This is a genomic window from Harryflintia acetispora (assembly GCA_004340125.1).
GTDB classification, from domain to species: Bacteria; Bacillota; Clostridia; order Oscillospirales; family Ruminococcaceae; genus Harryflintia; species Harryflintia acetispora.
In genome coordinates this window covers 135372-152690 of sequence record SLUK01000004.1, presented here as the reverse complement: position 1 = coordinate 152690, position 17319 = coordinate 135372, and the positions used below count along the sequence as shown (strand labels likewise).

The 17319-nt window shown below is 61.4% G+C and carries 15 protein-coding genes; 7 read left to right on the top strand and 8 right to left on the bottom strand.

The features are described 5' to 3' along the window. Positions 1-11 precede the first annotated feature (11 nt). The 7 genes from EDD78_RS06385 to EDD78_RS06350 all read left to right on the top strand — a co-directional run bounded on the left by EDD78_RS06385 (position 12) and on the right by EDD78_RS06350 (position 9257). The gene (locus EDD78_RS06385; RefSeq protein ID WP_079698266.1) at positions 12-2297 is read left to right on the top strand and encodes a putative bifunctional diguanylate cyclase/phosphodiesterase; all 2286 of its coding nucleotides are present in this window, start codon (positions 12-14) and stop codon (positions 2295-2297) included. 28 nt (positions 2298-2325) lie between these two features. Next, positions 2326-3204, top strand: a complete 879-nt coding sequence (locus tag EDD78_RS06380; protein ID WP_079698267.1) for an MBL fold metallo-hydrolase — start codon at positions 2326-2328, stop codon at positions 3202-3204. Between the two features lie 184 nt (positions 3205-3388). Continuing rightward, a complete protein-coding gene (locus EDD78_RS06375; RefSeq protein WP_079698268.1) occupies positions 3389-4426 on the top strand; it encodes a M42 family metallopeptidase in 1038 nt (345 codons plus the stop codon). Between the two features lie 228 nt (positions 4427-4654). Continuing rightward, positions 4655-5092, top strand: a complete 438-nt coding sequence (locus EDD78_RS06370) for a DUF2975 domain-containing protein (RefSeq protein WP_132084366.1) — start codon at positions 4655-4657, stop codon at positions 5090-5092. A 12-nt stretch (positions 5093-5104) separates the two neighbouring features. Further along, entirely contained in the window at positions 5105-5323 is a 219-nt protein-coding gene (locus tag EDD78_RS06365) for a helix-turn-helix domain-containing protein (protein WP_079698270.1), read from the top strand. A 2-nt stretch (positions 5324-5325) separates the two neighbouring features. Then, a complete protein-coding gene (locus EDD78_RS06360; protein WP_132084365.1) occupies positions 5326-7002 on the top strand; it encodes a DUF4153 domain-containing protein in 1677 nt (558 codons plus the stop codon). A 1028-nt stretch (positions 7003-8030) separates the two neighbouring features. Then, on the top strand, positions 8031-9257 hold the full coding sequence (locus tag EDD78_RS06350) for an MFS transporter (RefSeq protein WP_079698272.1): 1227 nt from the start codon (positions 8031-8033) through the stop codon (positions 9255-9257). 65 nt (positions 9258-9322) lie between these two features. Here EDD78_RS06350 and EDD78_RS06345 read toward each other — a convergent pair whose 3' ends face one another. The 8 genes from EDD78_RS06345 to EDD78_RS06310 all read right to left on the bottom strand — a co-directional run bounded on the left by EDD78_RS06345 (position 9323) and on the right by EDD78_RS06310 (position 17313). Next, the gene (locus EDD78_RS06345) at positions 9323-10321 is read right to left on the bottom strand and encodes a LacI family DNA-binding transcriptional regulator (protein WP_132084363.1); all 999 of its coding nucleotides are present in this window, start codon (positions 10319-10321) and stop codon (positions 9323-9325) included. A gap of 199 nt (positions 10322-10520) precedes the next feature. Beyond that, complete coding sequence (locus tag EDD78_RS06340) at positions 10521-11357, bottom strand: TIM barrel protein (protein WP_079698274.1); 837 nt, start codon at positions 11355-11357, stop codon at positions 10521-10523. A gap of 51 nt (positions 11358-11408) precedes the next feature. Next, positions 11409-12242: a carbohydrate ABC transporter permease gene (locus EDD78_RS06335; RefSeq protein ID WP_132084362.1), complete on the bottom strand. Its 834-nt coding sequence runs from the start codon at positions 12240-12242 to the stop codon at positions 11409-11411. 13 nt (positions 12243-12255) lie between these two features. Continuing rightward, complete coding sequence (locus tag EDD78_RS06330; protein WP_079698276.1) at positions 12256-13134, bottom strand: carbohydrate ABC transporter permease; 879 nt, start codon at positions 13132-13134, stop codon at positions 12256-12258. A gap of 161 nt (positions 13135-13295) precedes the next feature. Next, positions 13296-14666 carry an ABC transporter substrate-binding protein gene (locus EDD78_RS06325; protein WP_132084361.1) on the bottom strand — a complete coding sequence of 457 codons (1371 nt, stop codon included), beginning with the start codon at positions 14664-14666 and terminating at the stop codon, positions 13296-13298. 106 nt (positions 14667-14772) lie between these two features. Beyond that, positions 14773-15606, bottom strand: a complete 834-nt coding sequence (locus tag EDD78_RS06320) for a sugar phosphate isomerase/epimerase family protein (protein ID WP_132084360.1) — start codon at positions 15604-15606, stop codon at positions 14773-14775. A gap of 18 nt (positions 15607-15624) precedes the next feature. Continuing rightward, positions 15625-16452: a sugar phosphate isomerase/epimerase family protein gene (locus EDD78_RS06315; protein WP_132084359.1), complete on the bottom strand. Its 828-nt coding sequence runs from the start codon at positions 16450-16452 to the stop codon at positions 15625-15627. Between the two features lie 24 nt (positions 16453-16476). Continuing rightward, a complete protein-coding gene (locus EDD78_RS06310; RefSeq protein WP_132084358.1) occupies positions 16477-17313 on the bottom strand; it encodes a sugar phosphate isomerase/epimerase family protein in 837 nt (278 codons plus the stop codon). Between the last annotated feature and the right edge of the window lie 6 nt (positions 17314-17319).

Genomic DNA, 17319 nt, shown 5'->3' with positions numbered 1-17319 from the left:
GAGGACGGACCATGGAGCGAAGCAGACCGGCCGAAAATACAGGCAGAGCGCTAAAGCTCTGCCTTGCCGCCATTGCGTCCGCCCTGCTCGTGGTCTGCGTCTGGTTCGTGGCGCAGCTGGGGCGAAGCATGTCCCGTCAGACCAACCGCACGCTCGAGGAGACCGCCACCTTCCTCACCTCCCTGGCGGACTACCGCACCGAGTCGAACTTCTCGGTGCTGGAGTCGCTGGCCGACGTCTATTTTCAGCTCCGGGACGAGGACAGGGAGGACATTTTGCAAAAGCGCGCCGGGCAGAGCAACTTTTCCGGGATCGCGGTGCTGGACGCCGCGGGCAGGATGGCAAGCCCCGAGGGCCGGGAATACGACCTCTCGGGAATCTCCTCGGTACAGGCGGCCCTGGAAGGACAGACACAGGTGAGCAACCTGATCGAGGACCCGCGCACCGGGAACAAGGGGGTCGTTTATGCGGTGCCCCTGCTGCAAGAAAACAGCATAGTCGGGGCGGTGGCCGGATGGGTGCCCCAGGAGCACATGCGCAGGGTGGTGGACATCGGCAGCTTCGGCGGAGAAGGGTATTTCCAGGTCATCGATTCCGAGGGGAATATCGTGGTGGGCTCGACGCAGAAGAACGCGGCGGGCGGGGAGGAGAACTTCTTCGACCTGATCGAGCGGCGCGGCGAGCTCGGCCGGGGCAGCTCGCTCGGGCAGATGAAGCGGGACATCCTCGAAAAGCAAAACGGCATGCTCTATTACACGCTGGACGACGGGATGGCCAGGGTGCTCAATTACCATGCCCTGCAGCACTCCGACTGGTACCTGCTCTCGGTGGTGCCGCAGCAAGTCGCGCGCAGCCAGATGAAGCAGGCGTGGCTGATGGTGGGCGTGATCGTCCTGCTCTTCCTCCTGCTGATCGGGATGATCCTGATTTTAAACAAGCGCGGCAGCGAGCAGCTGCAGAGGCTTGCCTTTGTGGACCCGGTGACCGGCGGCTTCAGCCGTACCCGGTTCGAGATGGAGGGCTCCAAGGCGGTGCGCGCGGCCCCGCCCGGCAGCTATACGCTGGTTTCGCTCGATCTGCAGAAGTTTAAACTGATCAACGACGCCTTCGGCAGCGCCGAGGGGGACCGCACATTGAAATATGTCCACGAAGTCATCAAGGGCAGCCTCGGCCCCGGCGAGTACCTTTCCCGCACGAGCGCCGACCATTTCAACCTGCTGGTGTACAAAAAGAGCCAGGAGGAGACCCTGCGGCTTGTGCGCGGGATCGCCCGGACGGTCAATCGGTATAACGAAAAGCTCGAACAGAAATACTACCTGCCCATCACGGCGGGTGCCTACCTGATCGACGATCCGCAGCTGCCCATGGTCTATATCCAGGACCGGGCGAACGTGGCGCGCAAATTCGGCAAGGAGTCCCGGGTGGGACAGATGTACTCCTGCGTGTTCTACAGCGACCTCGAGCGCAGGCGGATGCTGCGGGAGAAGGAGCTGGAAAACCGGATGGGCAGCGCTTTGGATAACCGCGAGTTCGTGGTCTACTTGCAGCCCAAGGTCGAGCTGGAGCACGACGCCATCGTGGGGGCCGAGGCGCTGGTGCGCTGGCAGGACCCCGAGCGGGGGTTGCTGCCGCCCTCCGAGTTCATTCCATTTTTCGAGCGCAACGGCTTCATCGTGCAGCTGGACCTCTACGTCTTCGAGGAGGTCTGCCGCCTGCTGCGCCGGTGGATCGACTGCGGGGTGAAGCCGGTCCCGGTGTCGGTCAACCTCTCCCAGCTTCACCTGCGGGATCCGGATTTTTTGCGCAAGTATCAATCCATCCAGCAGCGCTTCGACGTGCCGCCCGAGCTGTTGGAGATCGAGCTGACCGAGTCGCTGGCCTTTGAAAGCATGGACCGGCTGCAGGAGATGATCGACGAGATCCATGCGATCGGCTTTTGCTGCTCGCTGGACGACTTCGGCAGCGGGTATTCCTCGCTGAATATGCTCAAGGACGTGTCGGTGGACGCGATCAAGCTGGACCGCGAGTTCTTCAGCGGCCTTGGTGGGGAGAGCGAGCGGGAACAGCGGGTGATCGAGTCGGTGATCGAGCTGACCAAGAAGCTGGGGGTGCGCTCGGTCTGCGAGGGGGTCGAGACCGCTTCGCAGCTGGAATTCCTGCGCCGCGTGAAGTGCGACGCGCTGCAGGGGTATATCGTCTCGAAGCCTCTGCCGCCCGAGGCGTTCGAGAAAATGGCCTTCGGCGCCCCGGTCGGCCGGCCGGGCGAGGATGGGGCAGATATACCAAATGTAAAATGAATTCCTGAAACGAAAGGAAGTATACAATATGTATGAATTGGTGCAGGCCGGGGAGCGCACCTATTACATCAACAGCCCCGCCAAGATCGGGCTTTACCTGGAGGGGGAGCGGGACGTATATCTGATCGACAGCGGGAACGACAAGGACGCTGGGCGCAAGGTCAAAAAGCTGCTGGAGCAAAATGGCTGGGAGCTGCGCGCGATCATCAACTCCCATTCGAACGCCGACCACATCGGCGGGAACCGCTTCCTGCAGGAGCGCTACCACTGCAAGGTCCTCGGCACCGGGCTGGAGAACGCCTTCACCCGCTACCCGCTGCTCGAGCCGTCCTTCCTCTACGGAGGGTATCCCTGCAAGGAGCTGAAAAACAAGTTCCTTATGGCGCAGCCGAGCGAGCCGCAGGTCATCACGCCGGAGGACCTTCCGGCGGGGATGGAGCTCATGGAGCTGCCGGGGCATTTTTTTGAGATGATCGGCCTGCGCACGCCGGACGACGTATGGTTCCTGGCCGACTGCCTGGTGGGGGAGGAGACGCTCTGTAAATACCACGTCTCCTTCATCTACGACGTGCGCGCCTATCTCGAGACGCTGGAGCGCGTCGAGCAGCTGGAAGGCAAGCTCTTCATCCCCGCGCACATGCAGGCGGTGGAGGACATCCGCCCGGCGGTGCAAAGGAACCGGGAGAAGGTGCATGAGCTGCTGGGGCTCATCGAGTCGCTTTGCGGAGAGCCGCTCGTATTTGAGCAGGTGCTCAAAGGGGTGTTCGACCACTTTAAGCTGCGGCTCGACTGGAGCCAATACGTCCTGGCCGGGAGCACGGTGCGTTCCTATCTTTCCTATCTCTACGACGAGGGGCGGGTCGTGACCGAGGTGCAGGACAACCTGCTGCTCTGGAAAAGGGCTTGAAGGACAGGAAGCAAAAGGACCACTTGGAAAGGCTTTCCGGTGGTCTTTTGTTTTATTGTCGTCCCGGTGACAAAAGCCGTCTCAAAGGGAGTGGTTTCGCCTCCCGCCGCGACAGCTTTGCACTTTACGTCAAGGCGGGGTTGGAGTATACTGGTCTTATCAATCAAAACGGGGAGCGATTCGTATGGAACTTTCGGCTTATAAGGACTATCTGTTTGACACGGTGCAAAAAATCCTGCTCACCGACAGCCCGAGCGGCTACTGTGACGAGGTGATCGGCCTGATCGAGGGGATCGCCAAAGAGAACGGCTTCCCCTTCGCGCGCACCAACAAGGGCTGCGGGGTGATCACCGTCGAGGGGAAGGACAGTGGGAAGGTCGTCGGGCTCTCGGCGCATGTCGATACCCTGGGGGCGATGGTGCGCTCGATCACCGACAAGGGGGAGCTCAAGTTCACCGTTGTGGGCGGGCCGATCCTGCCGACCCTGGATGGGGAGTACTGCAAAATCCGCACCCGCGGCGGGTGCACCTACACCGGCACCATTCTCAGCGAGTCGCCCGCGGCGCACGTATTCCTCGACAGCTCGACGAGGGTGCGGGATGAGGAGAACATGATGATCCGCCTGGACGAAAAGGTCAAGTGCAAGGAGGACGTCGGGAAGCTCGGCATCATGGCCGGGGACTATATTTTCTTCGACCCCAAGACCACCGTTACCGAAAGCGGCTTCCTGAAGTCCCGCTTCATCGACGACAAGGCCAGCGTCGCCATCCTGATGACCCTGCTCAAGGTCATGAAGGAGGAGGGCCTGCGCCCGCAGCACACCACCAAGATATTCATCTCGATCTACGAGGAGGTCGGGCATGGGGCGTCGTATATTCCGGAGGACATCGAGGAGTTCATCGCGGTGGACATGGGCTGCGTGGGGCTGGATCTGGGGTGCACCGAGTATGACGTTTCGATCTGCGCCAAGGATTCGGACGGCCCGTACGACTATGAGCTGACCACCCGGCTGATCCGGCTGGCACAGGAGCATAACCTCCAGTTTGCGGTGGACATCTATCCGAAGTACGGCTCGGACGTGGGCGCGGCGCGCAGCGCGGGCAACGACGTCAAGGGCGGGCTGATCGGCTCGGGGGTGCACGCCTCCCACGGGATGGAGCGCACCCACTATGAGGGAATGGAGAACACGCTAAGGCTCCTGCTGCTCTATCTGGGCTGCTGACAGAGGGCGTGCTTTGACAGCCCGCAGGCATTTTGCCTGCGGGCTGTCTTTTTGTTTTACAAAAAGAAAATATCGAAAATTAGATAAAATTTATTGACAAACGATAAAAAGCATGTTATCTTAGTGCCAGTGAGCAATCAAAGGGAAGGACGCGCGGCCTGGAGTCTCTTTGGCGGCGTTCCCGGGAAAGGAAGGATTGTGTTGTTGAAAATTTTGGGGGAAGGCAGCTTGTGCCGCCTAATGGAGCGTTTTTGCGGGCTGCTGATGATTGCGGGCGGGTTGTTCCTCGTGGGGCTGCCCTGGATTTTGCGGTTCTATTTTAACTTCAAGGGCCACGCGGGGATGACACTCTACGTCACCATGCTGGTGGTGCTCTACGTTTCGGGGCTCTGCGGGATGCTCATCCTGTGGCAGGGCAAGCAGATACTGCGCAACATCAATGCGAGCGACCCGTTCACCGGCGACACGGCGCAGCGTATGCGCCGCATCGCCCTGCTCTGCCTGCCGGTGGCGGCCGTCTATCTGCTGGCGACCATCCTGATGCCCTCGATGCTGGTGGTGCTGGTGGGGATTGTTTTCCTCTTCCTGGCGGCGCTGGCGGCCATCCTGGCCGAGGTCTTCCTGCAGGCGGCGCGCTTTAAGCAGGAAAACGACCTGACCATATAAAGGGGGAGCGACATGCCGATCATAATCAACATCGATGTGATGATGGCCCGGCGCAAGATGAGCGCCAGCGAGCTGGCCGAGCGGGTCGGGATCACCCCCGCCAACCTGTCGATCCTAAAGAACAACCGCGCGCGGGCGATCCGCTTTTCGACGCTCGAGGCGCTCTGCCGCGCGCTGGACTGCCAGCCGGGGGAGCTGCTGGAATACCGCCCGTACGGTGAGGAGGATTAAGGATGGATCAGGAGAAAAAACTGCCGCAGGCGCAACAGCCGAAGGAAGTCGGCGGGCTGCCGCCCGCCGCACAGGGACAAAAGCCGCCATTCCCCCGCAACGACTACCTGAGCAAAGAAGCTCCCCGCACCGATGCGGACGGGGCGGACGCCAAGACGGCCGAGCTGCGCCGCCGGTGCTCCAACGAGCGGGCCATGCTCTGCACCCTGGGGAGCCTGCTGCTGGGCGTGATCTTCTGCGAGACAATGCTGTTCGGGGGCCTGGGGATGTCGGTACCTGTCTTCACGCTGCTGTGCTACCTGCTCGTCTTCTGGTACCTGCACCGCGAGGGGGAAAAGGCCCCGCGCGCCGTGCGGTGGATGATGGTCCCCAACTGCCTGCTGGCGCTGAGCTTTCTGCTGCACCACAACCCGAGCACCATGTTCCTTGCGGTGCTCACCATGCTGGTACTCTGGGCCGGGCAGCTGCTGGTGCTGGGAAAGGTGCCCATCAGCAGCCTCTTCTCCTTTGAAACGGTCAGCCAGTCCTGCTTTTGGCTGATCGGCAAGCCGGTGCAGCACCTCTTCCTGCCGCTGTACACCTTGCGCAAAACACAAAAGCACAAGTCCCGCCGCCTGGCGATGGCGCTGCTCGGCGTGCTGGCGGCCCTGCCGGTGCTGGCGGTGCTGCTGATCCTCTTCGCGCTCGCGGACCCCATCTTCGGCGAGGGGCTGTACGCTGTCCAGCGGGCCATCGGCCTGCGGCCGGTGAACCTGTTCGGCGATCTGCTCTTCGGCACATTTCTGGGGCTGGGGCTGGCAGCTCTGCTGCTGGGCCTGCGCGAGGAGGAGAAGCAGCCTGCTAAGGCGAAAAGCCTGAGCGTACTCGACCCGGTGCTGGTTTCTTCCTTTTTGATCCTGCTGGATTTGGTGGTGCTCAGCTTTGTGGGGGTGCAGCTGGGCTACTTCTTCGGCGGTGAGGAGCGCCTGAATCTCGATTGGCTGACCTATGCCGAGTATGCGCGGCGCGGCTTCTTCGAGCTGGCGGCTGCCTCAGGGATCGTCTTTACAGTGGTCCTGCTCGCTTTGATCCTCTGCCGCCGCCGGGAGGGCGGGATCCCCCGTCTGGTACGGGCGCTGCTGGCGGTGCTCTGCCTTTCGGACGGAGTGGTCCTCCTGTCCGCCGTGCAGCGCATGCTGCTCTATGTCAGGGCGTATGGGTTGAGCCTCAAACGGCTGCTTACCCTTTGGTTCATGCTGGTGGTGGGGGTATCCCTGATCCTGCTGCTGGTGCGCTGCCTGTATGAGCGCTTCCCGGCAGCCAAGTGGGTCTGTGTGGCTTTAATTGCCGGGGTCTGCCTGCTGCGCTGCGTGAACGTTGAGCGCTTGGTCGCCCACTACAATGTCGAACGCTATCTCGCCCCGGATTCACAGGTTGAGGTGGATTGTGGCTACTTTTCGCGGCTCTCCTACACTGCCGCGCCCGAGTTGCAGCCCCTGTTCGATGCCGGGCTGGACGATGGGCTTTACGATGTGCTGGTAAGTTGGGACTTACAGCTGGAGAGGAGCCACCCGATCTACGGCTTTACACTGGAGCGGCCCGCCGCGAAACGGATGCTGGAACAGAACTGGGGCCTCGTCGAGGAATATGATTGGTACGGCCCGAAGGCCGAGTACTGGGATGACGACTGGGACGAATAGGCGAAAAAGGCCCGCAGGGGAACCCCCTGCGGGCCTTTCGTTTTGGATCAGGTCAGACCGAGAGATGGCCAGCCGCACGCAGTGAAGCGAGCAGGTTATTGACCGTGGTGACGACGTCTGCGGTGGTGGCGCCGACCGGGAGATCGGCGACCGCAGCGGCAGCCGGAACAGCCGGGCCAGTTGGGCCGGTGGGCCCGGTGGGGCCAGTGGGACCGGTTGCCCCGGTGGCGCCGGCAGCGCCGGTCGCGCCAGTCGCCCCGGCGGCACCAGCCGCACCGGTTGCCCCGGTCGGGCCGACAGGGCCCTGTACGCCCTGGATGCCCTGCGCGCCAGTCGCACCAGTCGGGCCGGTTGCCCCGGTCGCGCCCACAGCACCGGCCACGCCGGTCGCGCCAGTCGCTCCGGCCGGGCCGATGGGGCCCTGCACACCCTGGAGACCCTGCGCACCGGTGGCACCGGTGGCGCCGGTTGCACCAGTCGGGCCTACGGCGCCAGCAGCGCCCGGAGCACCCTGCGCACCGGTGGCACCGGTGGCGCCGGCAGCGCCAGTCGCACCGGTCGGGCCGACGGGGCCCTGAACGCCCTGCAGACCCTGAACGCCCTGCGGGCCGGTCGGACCAAGCGGGCCGGGAACGCCCTGGATGCCCTGCGGGCCTTGGGGCCCACGGGGACCCATCGGGCCCATGGGCCCGGTCGGGCCGGTTGCCCCGGTCGCAATGCCGGTGGGGCAGATGGGCGGACACGGGCAGGGGGGACAGGGAGGTGGACACGGCGGGCACGGCGGCGGACAGGCCGGCGGCCGACAACAGGTCGACGGCTCAAAGCCATGATAGATATTCATAACAAGTACCTCCGTAAATGTATAGTGGAATCCCTCGCATAGAGGTATCCTATTCAGCATATTCCATAGCAAAGGGTTTGGTGAAGGTGCAGAAAAAAGGAGGGATGAAACTGCGCAAAAATGATTGTGAAACCGACAAAAATATGGTACAATCGACCTAGTTTACCGGAGATTGGCAGGGTTGACAATGTCCTATTTCAAAAAGGAAAACCTTCTTTTCTATGCGTTCAACGTGGTCTATTTCGCCTGCAGCAGCCTGTATTTCGGCTTTATCGTGATGTACCTCACCGCGCACGGCTATTCCAGCTTTGAGTGCGGGGTGATCAACACCATCATCAGCCTGGTGGAATTTTTGTTCCAGCCGGTGGCGGGGTACATCACCGATACCTTCATGAGCATCAAAAAATATATCATCCTCTGCTCGGCCGGGGCGATCCTGACCACCTACCTGCTGCCCCTCACAGTGCATAATATGCTGGGCGCCAGCATTTCGGTCATGCTGCTCACCCTGTTTGCGTATCCGTTGACCTATCTGGCCGACACCTGGTCGGTCACGCTGCGCGAATCCCTAAGCTACATCGACTACGGCAAGAACCGCTCGGGCGGCTCGGTGGGCTATTCGGTCACCTCCGCGCTGGCTGGCGTGCTGATCGCCAAATTCGGCTACGACCTGCTCTTCTTGCTGCATGTCATCCTCTTCGCGGTGGTCATCGTCATTGTGCTGTTCATCCCTGGCGTCCCCTGCGGCAACGCCCGCAAAAAGAAGGTGGAGGGGGCGCAGCTCCAGCCGGAGCAGGGGGAAAGCCTCTCCTTCGGCGGGATCATCAAGATGCTGCTGCGCAACCAGAAGTATATGGTTTTCCTGCTGAGCACCTTCTGCTTTTACATGGCGCTCAAGGCCTGGTGCACCTACATCCCCTACAAGATCATCGAGCTCGGGGGCGCGGACAAGGAGCTCGGCTACGCCATCGCCCTGGCTGCGGTGGGGGAGATCCCGATTTTGTTTATCATGAACCGGTGCGTGCAGCGCTTTCGCCTGAGCTTTATCTACATCACAGCCACCCTTTGCCTCTTCGCGCGCGGGCTATTGATGCTCACGGCGCAGTCGATGTCGATGGTGATGCTCTCCGAGCTGCTCGAGGCGTTCACCTACGCCTTCTTCATCGCCGTCTCACTCGAGATGATCAACCGGATCGTCCCGCGTTCCATCCGCACCACTGCGGTCACGGTGGAGGTGGCGGTGACCAACGGGCTGTCGGGGATCATCGGCACCTTCATCGGCGGGATTCTGGTGGACCGCTTCGGGGTGGACATGATGTCGCTGGTGATGTGCGTGATGAGCGCGCTCGGGGTGTTGCTCTTCGCGGTGCCGACCTATATACAGTTCCAGCGCGACCGCGAACTGGTGGTTTGACGCTGAGCTTAAAAAGTGCCCGGAACCGCTCGGTTCCGGGCACTTCACATGTTGTTAGTCTGGACTTACGAATTCACGGGCCGAGTGGATTCCCCGACCACCAGGCGGGGAGGCAGCTTGAGAAAGCGGGAGGTGAGCTCCCTTCCGGCGAGGAGCTGCAGCAGCATCTCCACGCTCTTTTCAGCGATTGTTGGAACCGGCTGCTCGACCGAGGTCAGGCGGGGGGAATAGTTGTTGTAAAGCGGGATGTTGTCGAATCCCACCACCGAAATGTCCTGCGGCACCCGGTAGCCGTGCTCCTTAAAGGCGCCGATTGCCCCGGCCGCGACGCTGTCGCAGACGCCGATGACCGCGCTGGGAATGGTCCCCCGTTCGATCCAGCGGTTTGCCACCCGGTAGCCGACCGAGAAGTCGTAGATGTCCCCGCCCCCCTCGCACAGCAGCCTCAGCCCGTGCTTTCTCAGGGTGTCGATCGCGCCGGCGCGCCGCTCGTGGCAGCAGAGCATGTTCGGCCCGTCGATGTAGCCGATTTGGCGGTGCCCCAGCCCGATCAGGTGCTCGGCGGCCATGACCCCGCCGAGGTAGTCGTCCACCTCGACGTAAGGGTAGTCCGCCAGCGCGTACTGGTTATCCAACAGGATCACCGGCAGGTTATAGCGCTTTAGCTTCTCGAGCACCGGCGATTCCAGCCCGGGGGCGATGACGAAAAATCCGTCCACGCGCTGCTCGTCCAGGATGTAGCGGGCGTTGTCCTCTCTTGTGATGTCGTCAAAGAGGAAGAGGGAGAGAAAGTACCCCTTTTCCAGCAGCTTTGCCTTGGCGGCCACCACCACCCGGCTGGTGTAGAGGCCCTTGAGGTCGGGCAGCACCACGCCGATCAGCCCGGTCTTTCCGCGCACCAGGCTGCGCGCGGCGGCGTTGGGCGTGTACCCGAGCTCCCGGATGGCGGCCAGAACCTTCTGGCGGCTCTCCTCCCTGACGTTTCCGGTATTGTTGATCACCCGCGAAACGGTGACGGTGGAAAGCCCGCATCGCTTCGCCACATCGAGAATACTGACGCTCATTGTGTTTCCTCCTGTCCGGCGCCATTCTGGATCGGTTGATGGCCTTTAAAAACAGTATACCATCATTTTTTCAAATGTGCCACTGGTATTGTCAGGTTATGGGGGATTTTAGGAAAACCGGCAGGGACCGCCCCTTCGGGCGGCCCCTGCCGGTTGGAGATATTCCTTTCTTTGGAAAGGAGTGAGTAAGTAGGTTGTCCTATTGGATCCCCAGGCGCTTCATCATCTCGCGGATGCGGCGCACCGACAGGGACATGTAGAACTCGGGGTCGCCGTGGGCGCTGTCGCCGCCGAGCTCAATGCTGCAATAGCGGTCGTACTTGTAACGCTCGATCATCAGCAGCAGCTCCTCGAAGACGACCTCGCCGGTGCCGACCACCATATGCGCGTGGCTGATCCCGTTGCCGTCGGTGAGGTGGATGTGGCCCATCTTATCGCCCAGCTTCTCGAAGTAGTTGGAGTAGGACTCCTGCATGACCAAGGGGTTTACGCAGTCGAGCATACCGTACATCCTGGGGGAGGGCACGTCGTTGATCAGGCGCTGCAGGTCGTCGGCGGTGGTGATGATCAGGCTCTCGTAGGGGGAGAGGGATTCCATCACCACGTCCACCCCGACCTTCTCGGCGTGGGCGCAGACCTCCTGCATGCCCTCGACGAGGTGCCGCCAGTCGTCCCGCTCGTTCCCCTCGTAGCCGGGGTCGCCGGGGGTGATCTGGATCAGCTTCGCCCCGATCTGGGCGGCGACGTCCAGCGCGAGCTTGTAGTATTCCACCGTCTCCCGGCGCTCCTTCTCGGACTGGGAGCACAGGTTGTACGGATAGACGCAGTTTTCGGGGGTGTAGGCGCAGACCGGCACGCCGGTGTCCCTGGACATCCGGTTGATCTCATTAATCATCTTGTCGTCGCAGTCATAGACGTAGGCGTGCGGCCGTCCGCCCCAGACCTCGATCCCATCCATTCCGAGGCGCTCGGCCTCCGAGAAGGCCTTGGAAAGCGAGTAGCGCGAGTAGGCCATTGAAAGAAAAGAAAGTTTCATAATCCACCTCGATAATAAAATTTCTGACCGGTTGGCGGGGCCAAACGGTAATTAACCCTTGACGCCGCCCGCGGTCATGCCGCGCACGAACTGCTTCTGGAAGGCGACGAAGAGGATGATCACCGGGATCGCCGCGATCACCAGTCCCGCGATCAGCGCGCCCCAGTCGGTCGACAGGGTGCCCTTGAGGGTGGCGAGCCCGAGCGGGATGGTGCGGATCGAGTTGTCGGACGTGAAGACCATCGCCATCATGAATTCATTCCAGAAGCTCATGACCGCCAGCAGCGAGGCCGAGGCCAGCACGGGCTTGGAAACCGGGAGGGTGATGCTCAGGAAGATGCGGAAGGTCGAGCAGCCGTCGATGATGGCCGCCTCCTCGATGTCCTTGGGAAAGTCGAGGAGATACGCCCGGATCAAAAAGACGGTGAAGGGGATACGGAACGCCACATAGGGCACGATCATGGCGAGATAGGTGTTGTAGATTCCCATCGTGCTGAGGATCCGGTAGAGCGGTACCAGCGCGACCTGGGGGGCCAGCAGCAGGCCGGCCAGGATGACCATGAAGAGGACCTCGCGGCCGCGAAACTTGAAGCGGCTCAGCCCGAAGGCGCAGGCCGCGCTCAGCGCGAGGGTCAGGATGGTGGAGACCAGCGTGACAAAGACGCTGTTGCCGATGAAGCGCCCCACGCCGACCCGCCAGGCGGTGGCGTAGTTCTCCACCTTCCAGACGGTGGGCAGGCCGAAGGAGTTGCTGTAGAGGTCCTTGTTCGCCTTGAAGCCGCTGATGATCATCCAGTAGAAGGGCAGGAAGATGGAGAGGACCAGCACGATCAGCATGATCCAAAGCAGGATGTGGACAATTTTAGATTTTATATTTTTTTCCATTTTTCGCCCCTCCTTATTCCTTGCCGGAGCCGGATACCTTCATCTGCAGCAGGGAGAGGATGAAGGTGATGATGAACAGGATGACCGCGATGGTGCAGGCGTAGCCCATTTCATCCTGCCGGAAGGCCGCCTTGTAGATGTAGCCGGCGAGCACCTCGGAGGAGTAGCCCGGGCCGCCCCTGGTCATGATGTAGACCTCGTCGAAGAGCTTGAAGGAGCCGACCACGCAGACGATGGTGTCGACCAGGATCATCTCCTTGATGTTCGGGATGGTGACGTGCCAGAAGATCTGCACCTGGTTGGCGCCGTCGATGACGGCCGCCTCGTTGAGCTCGTCGGGAATCTTCTGGATCCCGATGATCAGCAGCATGGCCATGTAGCCGAACCACATCCACTGGGAGACCGCGATGACGCCGAAGATGGCGGTCTCGGGGGTGCCCAGGATGTCGAGGGCGGTGGTGTCCATGCCGGTCAGGGCATGCACGATGGTGTTGAACGGGCCGACGTTCGGGTTGTAAAACAGGTAGAACAGCAGTCCGACCACCGTCATGGACATGATGGACGGGATGAAGTAGACCGTCCGGAAGAACCCGGAGTAGCGGCGCATGAACTGGCTTTCCAGGATGGCCGCGATGACCAGGCCGAAGCCCACCTGCCCGAAGAGGGAGATAAACGCATAGAGGGAATTGTTTTTCAGGCAAATCCAAAAGTTTTCATCCTGGAAGAGCCTGGCGTAGTAGTCAAGCCCGACCCAGTTCATGCCCGGGGTAAACGCGTTCCACTGGAAAAGGCTCCAGAAAAAGTTGAGGATGATGGGGACATAGACGAAGACAAGAAGGATTGCGAGAGCTGGAATGATGTAGAGAAACGGGGTGTATTTCTTAGCACGCAAGAAATATCTCCTCCTTTACCATAGATTTCGTCTCTACGGCCGACCAGCGGCCAAGGCCGTACGGTTATCAATCAGGGCCGGGCGGTCCGCCCGGCCCTGATTGAATGAATGCGAAGCGTTTGGTGTGAGACCAATGTTTCGAGCTGAAATCCCGAGGCTGTTTACTCGGCGGCAGCTTCGCCGGCATATTCGGCACGCACGGCGTTGGCGGCTTCCTGCATCTTGCCGATGTACTCCTCGGCGGTGAGGCGCTCGTCGATGTAGTCCTGGCCGTTCTTGAGCAGGACCTCGGTGATTCTGGACTCGAAGCCGCAGTCGCACCACTCGATCATGCCGGAGGTCTCGTTGAGGACCCAGTCCATGGCCTCGAGCGCCTGGGCGCAGAAGTTGTCGCTGGTCATGGCGCCGATCAAGCTGGAGGTGTGGCCGGCGTCAGCCTTGCGCTTCTCAGCGTCGGGGCTGGTCAGGTGCTTGAGCACGTCGACGGTCACGTCGGGGTTCGCGGTGTAGCCGGAGACGCACAGCCCTTCCGGTCCGCCGTGGATGCGGTCCTGGTCACCCTCTTCGCCGGGGATGTCGGGCATGGGGAACCAGCCGAAGTTGTCGCCCATATTGTCATAGACGGTCTGGAATTCGAGCATTTCGAGGTAGGCCATCGCGCCCTTGCCGGCGTAGAAGTTCTGCACGAGCATCTCGTGGTCGGTGGAGCCGACGTTGGGGGTGAAGTAGGGCTGCAGCTGCTTGAAGTACTCCAGGCCCTTGATGTAACCGGGATGGTCGATCTTGACGGTGGTCACCTCATAGTCCTGGCCCTGCATGATCTCTTCGGGCACGCACTTGCCCCAGAGAGCGCCGTACCAGTGGGGCGCATCCCAGACGATGCCGTTGCCGAAGGAGAACGGGGTGATCCCGGCGCCCTGCAGCTTCTCACAGATGGCTATAAACTCGTCCCAGGTTTCGGGGGTCTTCTCGATCCCGGCCTGGGTGAAGAGCTCTTTGTTGTAGACGTAGAGCATGGCGTCGAAGCGGGTCGGGATGCCCCAGGTCTTGTTATCATAGGTGAAGGAGCCCAGCGCCGCGGGGATGTAGGAATCCTTCCACTCGGTGTCCTTGGCCAGGTAGTCGGTCAGGTCCAGGGTGGCGCCGGCGCGGATGAACTTCTTGGTGTACTCGCCGGACCAGACCTGGTAGATGTCGGGCATGTCGCCCGAGCCCATCAGGACGCGCAGCTTGTCCTTGATCTCGTCGTCGGTGGTGGTTTCGATCTTGATGGTCACGTTGGGATTCGCGTCGGTGTACTCCTTGCACAGGTCCTCGAAGAGCTGCGGGAAGGGCTCCGCCACATACTTGTGCAGGAACTTGAGGGTCACCTTGTCGCCGCTGGCCGCCTTGTCTCCTCCCTGTGAAGTCTGGGAGGCCTCGGCGCCGCCCTCGGAGCCGGCCTGTGCCTGTCCGCCGCCGCCACAGCCGGCAAACACGGACATGGTCATGATCGCAGCAAACAACAGCGCGAGCATTTTCTGTTTTTTCATTCTCCTCTTCCTTTCTCAAACTTGAATGTACTTTCACGTTTTATCGCACTGTGCATTTTCCGGCCGCGTGGGCACGAAACAAAAAAGCACAGCTGAGACCAATGTTTTACTCGGCGTACTGGTAGCAGAACTCGAGGCTCTTCTTCATCGCGTCCTCGGGGTCCATCGCATACCGGGTGCCCCAGAGCTCGGGGGTGAGCACGCCCTTGTAGCCATGGTCTGCCAGGATCTGCATCCATTCGGCCATCGGCAGGACCCCGGTGCCGGGGATCAGGGAATAGGCGTTCTCGGTGGCGTCGATAAAGTGCATATGTACCAAATCCTCGCCCAGGAGCTTCACGCAGGCTTCAAAGTCCTCCTCGGCCTTATAAAGGGCGTTGGTGTCGATCATCCCGCGCAGGTTGGGCAGCCCAATCTCGTCGATCATCTGGCGGATGTGGGTGCAGTTGTTGACCACTGTCGAGGTCATGTAGGACGAGGCTTCGAGCACGATGGTGATCCCGTAGCTTTTGGCCCGCTCGGTGATGAGGCGCAGGGATTCCTTCGAGCGCTCCCACGCGCCGTCGAGGTCCCCGTCGAAGTAGCCGCGCCCGCCCACGATCTGCACCAGCGGGGAGCCGAGGATGGCCGCGTATTCCAGGGTGTAGTCGTAGTAGTGCACCGAGTAGCTGCGCGCATAGTCGTCGTCCAGCGCGATGTTGATCGGGTAGGAGCACTGCTCCGGAGTGAAGCAGGCCACCTTGATCCCGCTGTCGTCGAGCCGGCGGCGGATGTCCTTCGCCCGCTCGGGGGTGCAGTTCTCCACATAGAGGTGGGGGTCCGCCGCGTAGAATTCAATCTGACGCACGCCCAGGCGCTCCATGGATTTCACGAAATAGGGCAGGCTGTAGCGGGTGTAGTGGTAGTTTGCACCCACGATCTGGTCTTTTTTGAGCTTCAATGTGTATTCCTCCTTGGCTTAATCGTCGAGGCAGCCGCGGCAGAAGTCGAGGCTCTGCTGCATGGCCTCGTCCGCGCATTCCTGGTAGCGGAAGCCCCAGAGCTCGGGGGTCAGATACCCCTCATAGCCGTACTTGCCGAGGACGTCGAGATATTCCTTCATCGGCAGGATCCCGCTCCCCGGGACCAGGCAGCCGCCGTCCGGCTTAAGGTCGATGAAGTGCAGATGGCGCAGATGGGGCCCGAGCAGCTTAACACTCTCCTCGAAGTCCTCGCCGGCGTGGTAAATCGCGTTGGTGTCGATCATCCCGCTGAGGTGGTCGCTGCCGATTTCCTTGATCATCTTGAGCTGGTCGGGGGTGTCCTTCACCGTGCAGGTGCGGTCCGCCTCGAGCACGATGGTGACCCCCACCCGCTCGGCGGTCTTCATAAGACGGGCGATCCCGTCGGCCGAACGCTTCCAGTCCTCCCCGGGGTCGCTGCCGATCAGCCCGGAGCCCGAGATCATCTGCATATAGGGGGACTCGAAGGCGGCGGCCAGCTCGAGCGCCTTTTCATAGTAGCGCAGCGAGCGCTCCCGCACGATGGGATCGTCGATCGCGGCGCTGACCGGGTAGAGGCACTGCTCGGCGGTCAGGCAGCAGACGGCGATCCCGGCCTCGCGCAGCAGCTTCTGCTGCCCGCCCACCGTGCCGGGGGTGTAGTCGTCGACATACAGGTGGGGGGAGGCGGCGTAGAGCTCGATGTGATGGACGTCCATGCGCTTCATCGACTCCACGAAGTGGGAGAAGGGGTGGCGGGTGTATTGGTAGTTTCCGCCGGCAATCTGTTCTTTTCTCAGTTTCATAGCGGTTCCTCCTGACGGTTTCACTTATTTGAGGAGCTTGAAGAGGTAATCGACGCTCTGCTTGACCGAGGCGGTCGGGTCCATGTAGTACCGCCCGGAGGTGATCTCCAGCGAGAGGTAGTTTTCGTACCCGCCCGCGGACAGCTCCTCGAGGTACTGCTCGGCCGGGAGGTTCCCGTCCCCCCAGGCCAGGTGCCCGCCCGGGGTCCCGTCGATGAAGTGGACGTGGATGAGGTCCTTGCCGAGCGCGTCGAGGTAATCCTTCGGCGTCTCGCCGGCGAAGCCCATCGGGGCGTTGTCGATCATGCCGCCCACGTTCTTGTGGTTCAGTTCCTTTAGCATTTTGCACAGGGAGGGGAGGTTGTTGACCAGGTTGCTCTCATCGGTGCGCAGCACCTCCAGCGCGATCTTTACCCCATGCTCGAGCCCCAGCTCGCACAGGTCGTAGATCCCTTCCCGCGCGTGCTCCCAGGCTTCCTCCTTGTTGCTGTCATCGAAGTAGCCCCAGCCGGTGGTGACCAGCATCTTCGGGCAGTGCAGCTCGCCGGCCACCCGGATCGAATCCTCGAAGAACTTGAGGCTGCGCCGGCGTTCGGGCTCGGTTTCGGCCGCCATGTTGATCGGGTAGACGCACTGTTCGGGGGTGTAGCAGACGAGGCTCAGATTTCTCGTCTCGATCTCGCGGCGCACCTTCTGGATGTCCGCGTAGGTCATGTCCTCGGAATGGAAGTGCGGGGCGGCGCCCCACAGCTCGATGTTCTGTACGCCGCAGTCTACCGTGTCATCCAGGAATTTCTTCAGCGGCCAGTATTTGTACTGGATGTTCATCGTCACCAGTTTGTCCTTGCCAATGGTAATCATAAATCT

Bases quoted from the DNA above. Each gene is read 5' to 3' on its own strand.
- EDD78_RS06385 (WP_079698266.1), top strand. From the start codon at position 12: ATGGAGCGAAGCAGACCGGCCGAAAATACAGGCAGAGCGCTAAAGCTC.
- EDD78_RS06380 (WP_079698267.1), top strand. From the start codon at position 2,326: ATGTATGAATTGGTGCAGGCCGGGGAGCGCACCTATTACATCAACAGC.
- EDD78_RS06375 (WP_079698268.1), top strand. From the start codon at position 3,389: ATGGAACTTTCGGCTTATAAGGACTATCTGTTTGACACGGTGCAAAAA.
- EDD78_RS06365 (WP_079698270.1), top strand. From the start codon at position 5,105: ATGCCGATCATAATCAACATCGATGTGATGATGGCCCGGCGCAAGATG.
- EDD78_RS06360 (WP_132084365.1), top strand. From the start codon at position 5,326: ATGGATCAGGAGAAAAAACTGCCGCAGGCGCAACAGCCGAAGGAAGTC.
- EDD78_RS06350 (WP_079698272.1), top strand. From the start codon at position 8,031: ATGTCCTATTTCAAAAAGGAAAACCTTCTTTTCTATGCGTTCAACGTG.
- EDD78_RS06345 (WP_132084363.1), bottom strand. From the start codon at position 10,321: ATGAGCGTCAGTATTCTCGATGTGGCGAAGCGATGCGGGCTTTCCACC.
- EDD78_RS06340 (WP_079698274.1), bottom strand. From the start codon at position 11,357: ATGAAACTTTCTTTTCTTTCAATGGCCTACTCGCGCTACTCGCTTTCC.
- EDD78_RS06335 (WP_132084362.1), bottom strand. From the start codon at position 12,242: ATGGAAAAAAATATAAAATCTAAAATTGTCCACATCCTGCTTTGGATC.
- EDD78_RS06325 (WP_132084361.1), bottom strand. From the start codon at position 14,666: ATGAAAAAACAGAAAATGCTCGCGCTGTTGTTTGCTGCGATCATGACC.
- EDD78_RS06315 (WP_132084359.1), bottom strand. From the start codon at position 16,452: ATGAAACTGAGAAAAGAACAGATTGCCGGCGGAAACTACCAATACACC.
- EDD78_RS06310 (WP_132084358.1), bottom strand. From the start codon at position 17,313: ATGATTACCATTGGCAAGGACAAACTGGTGACGATGAACATCCAGTAC.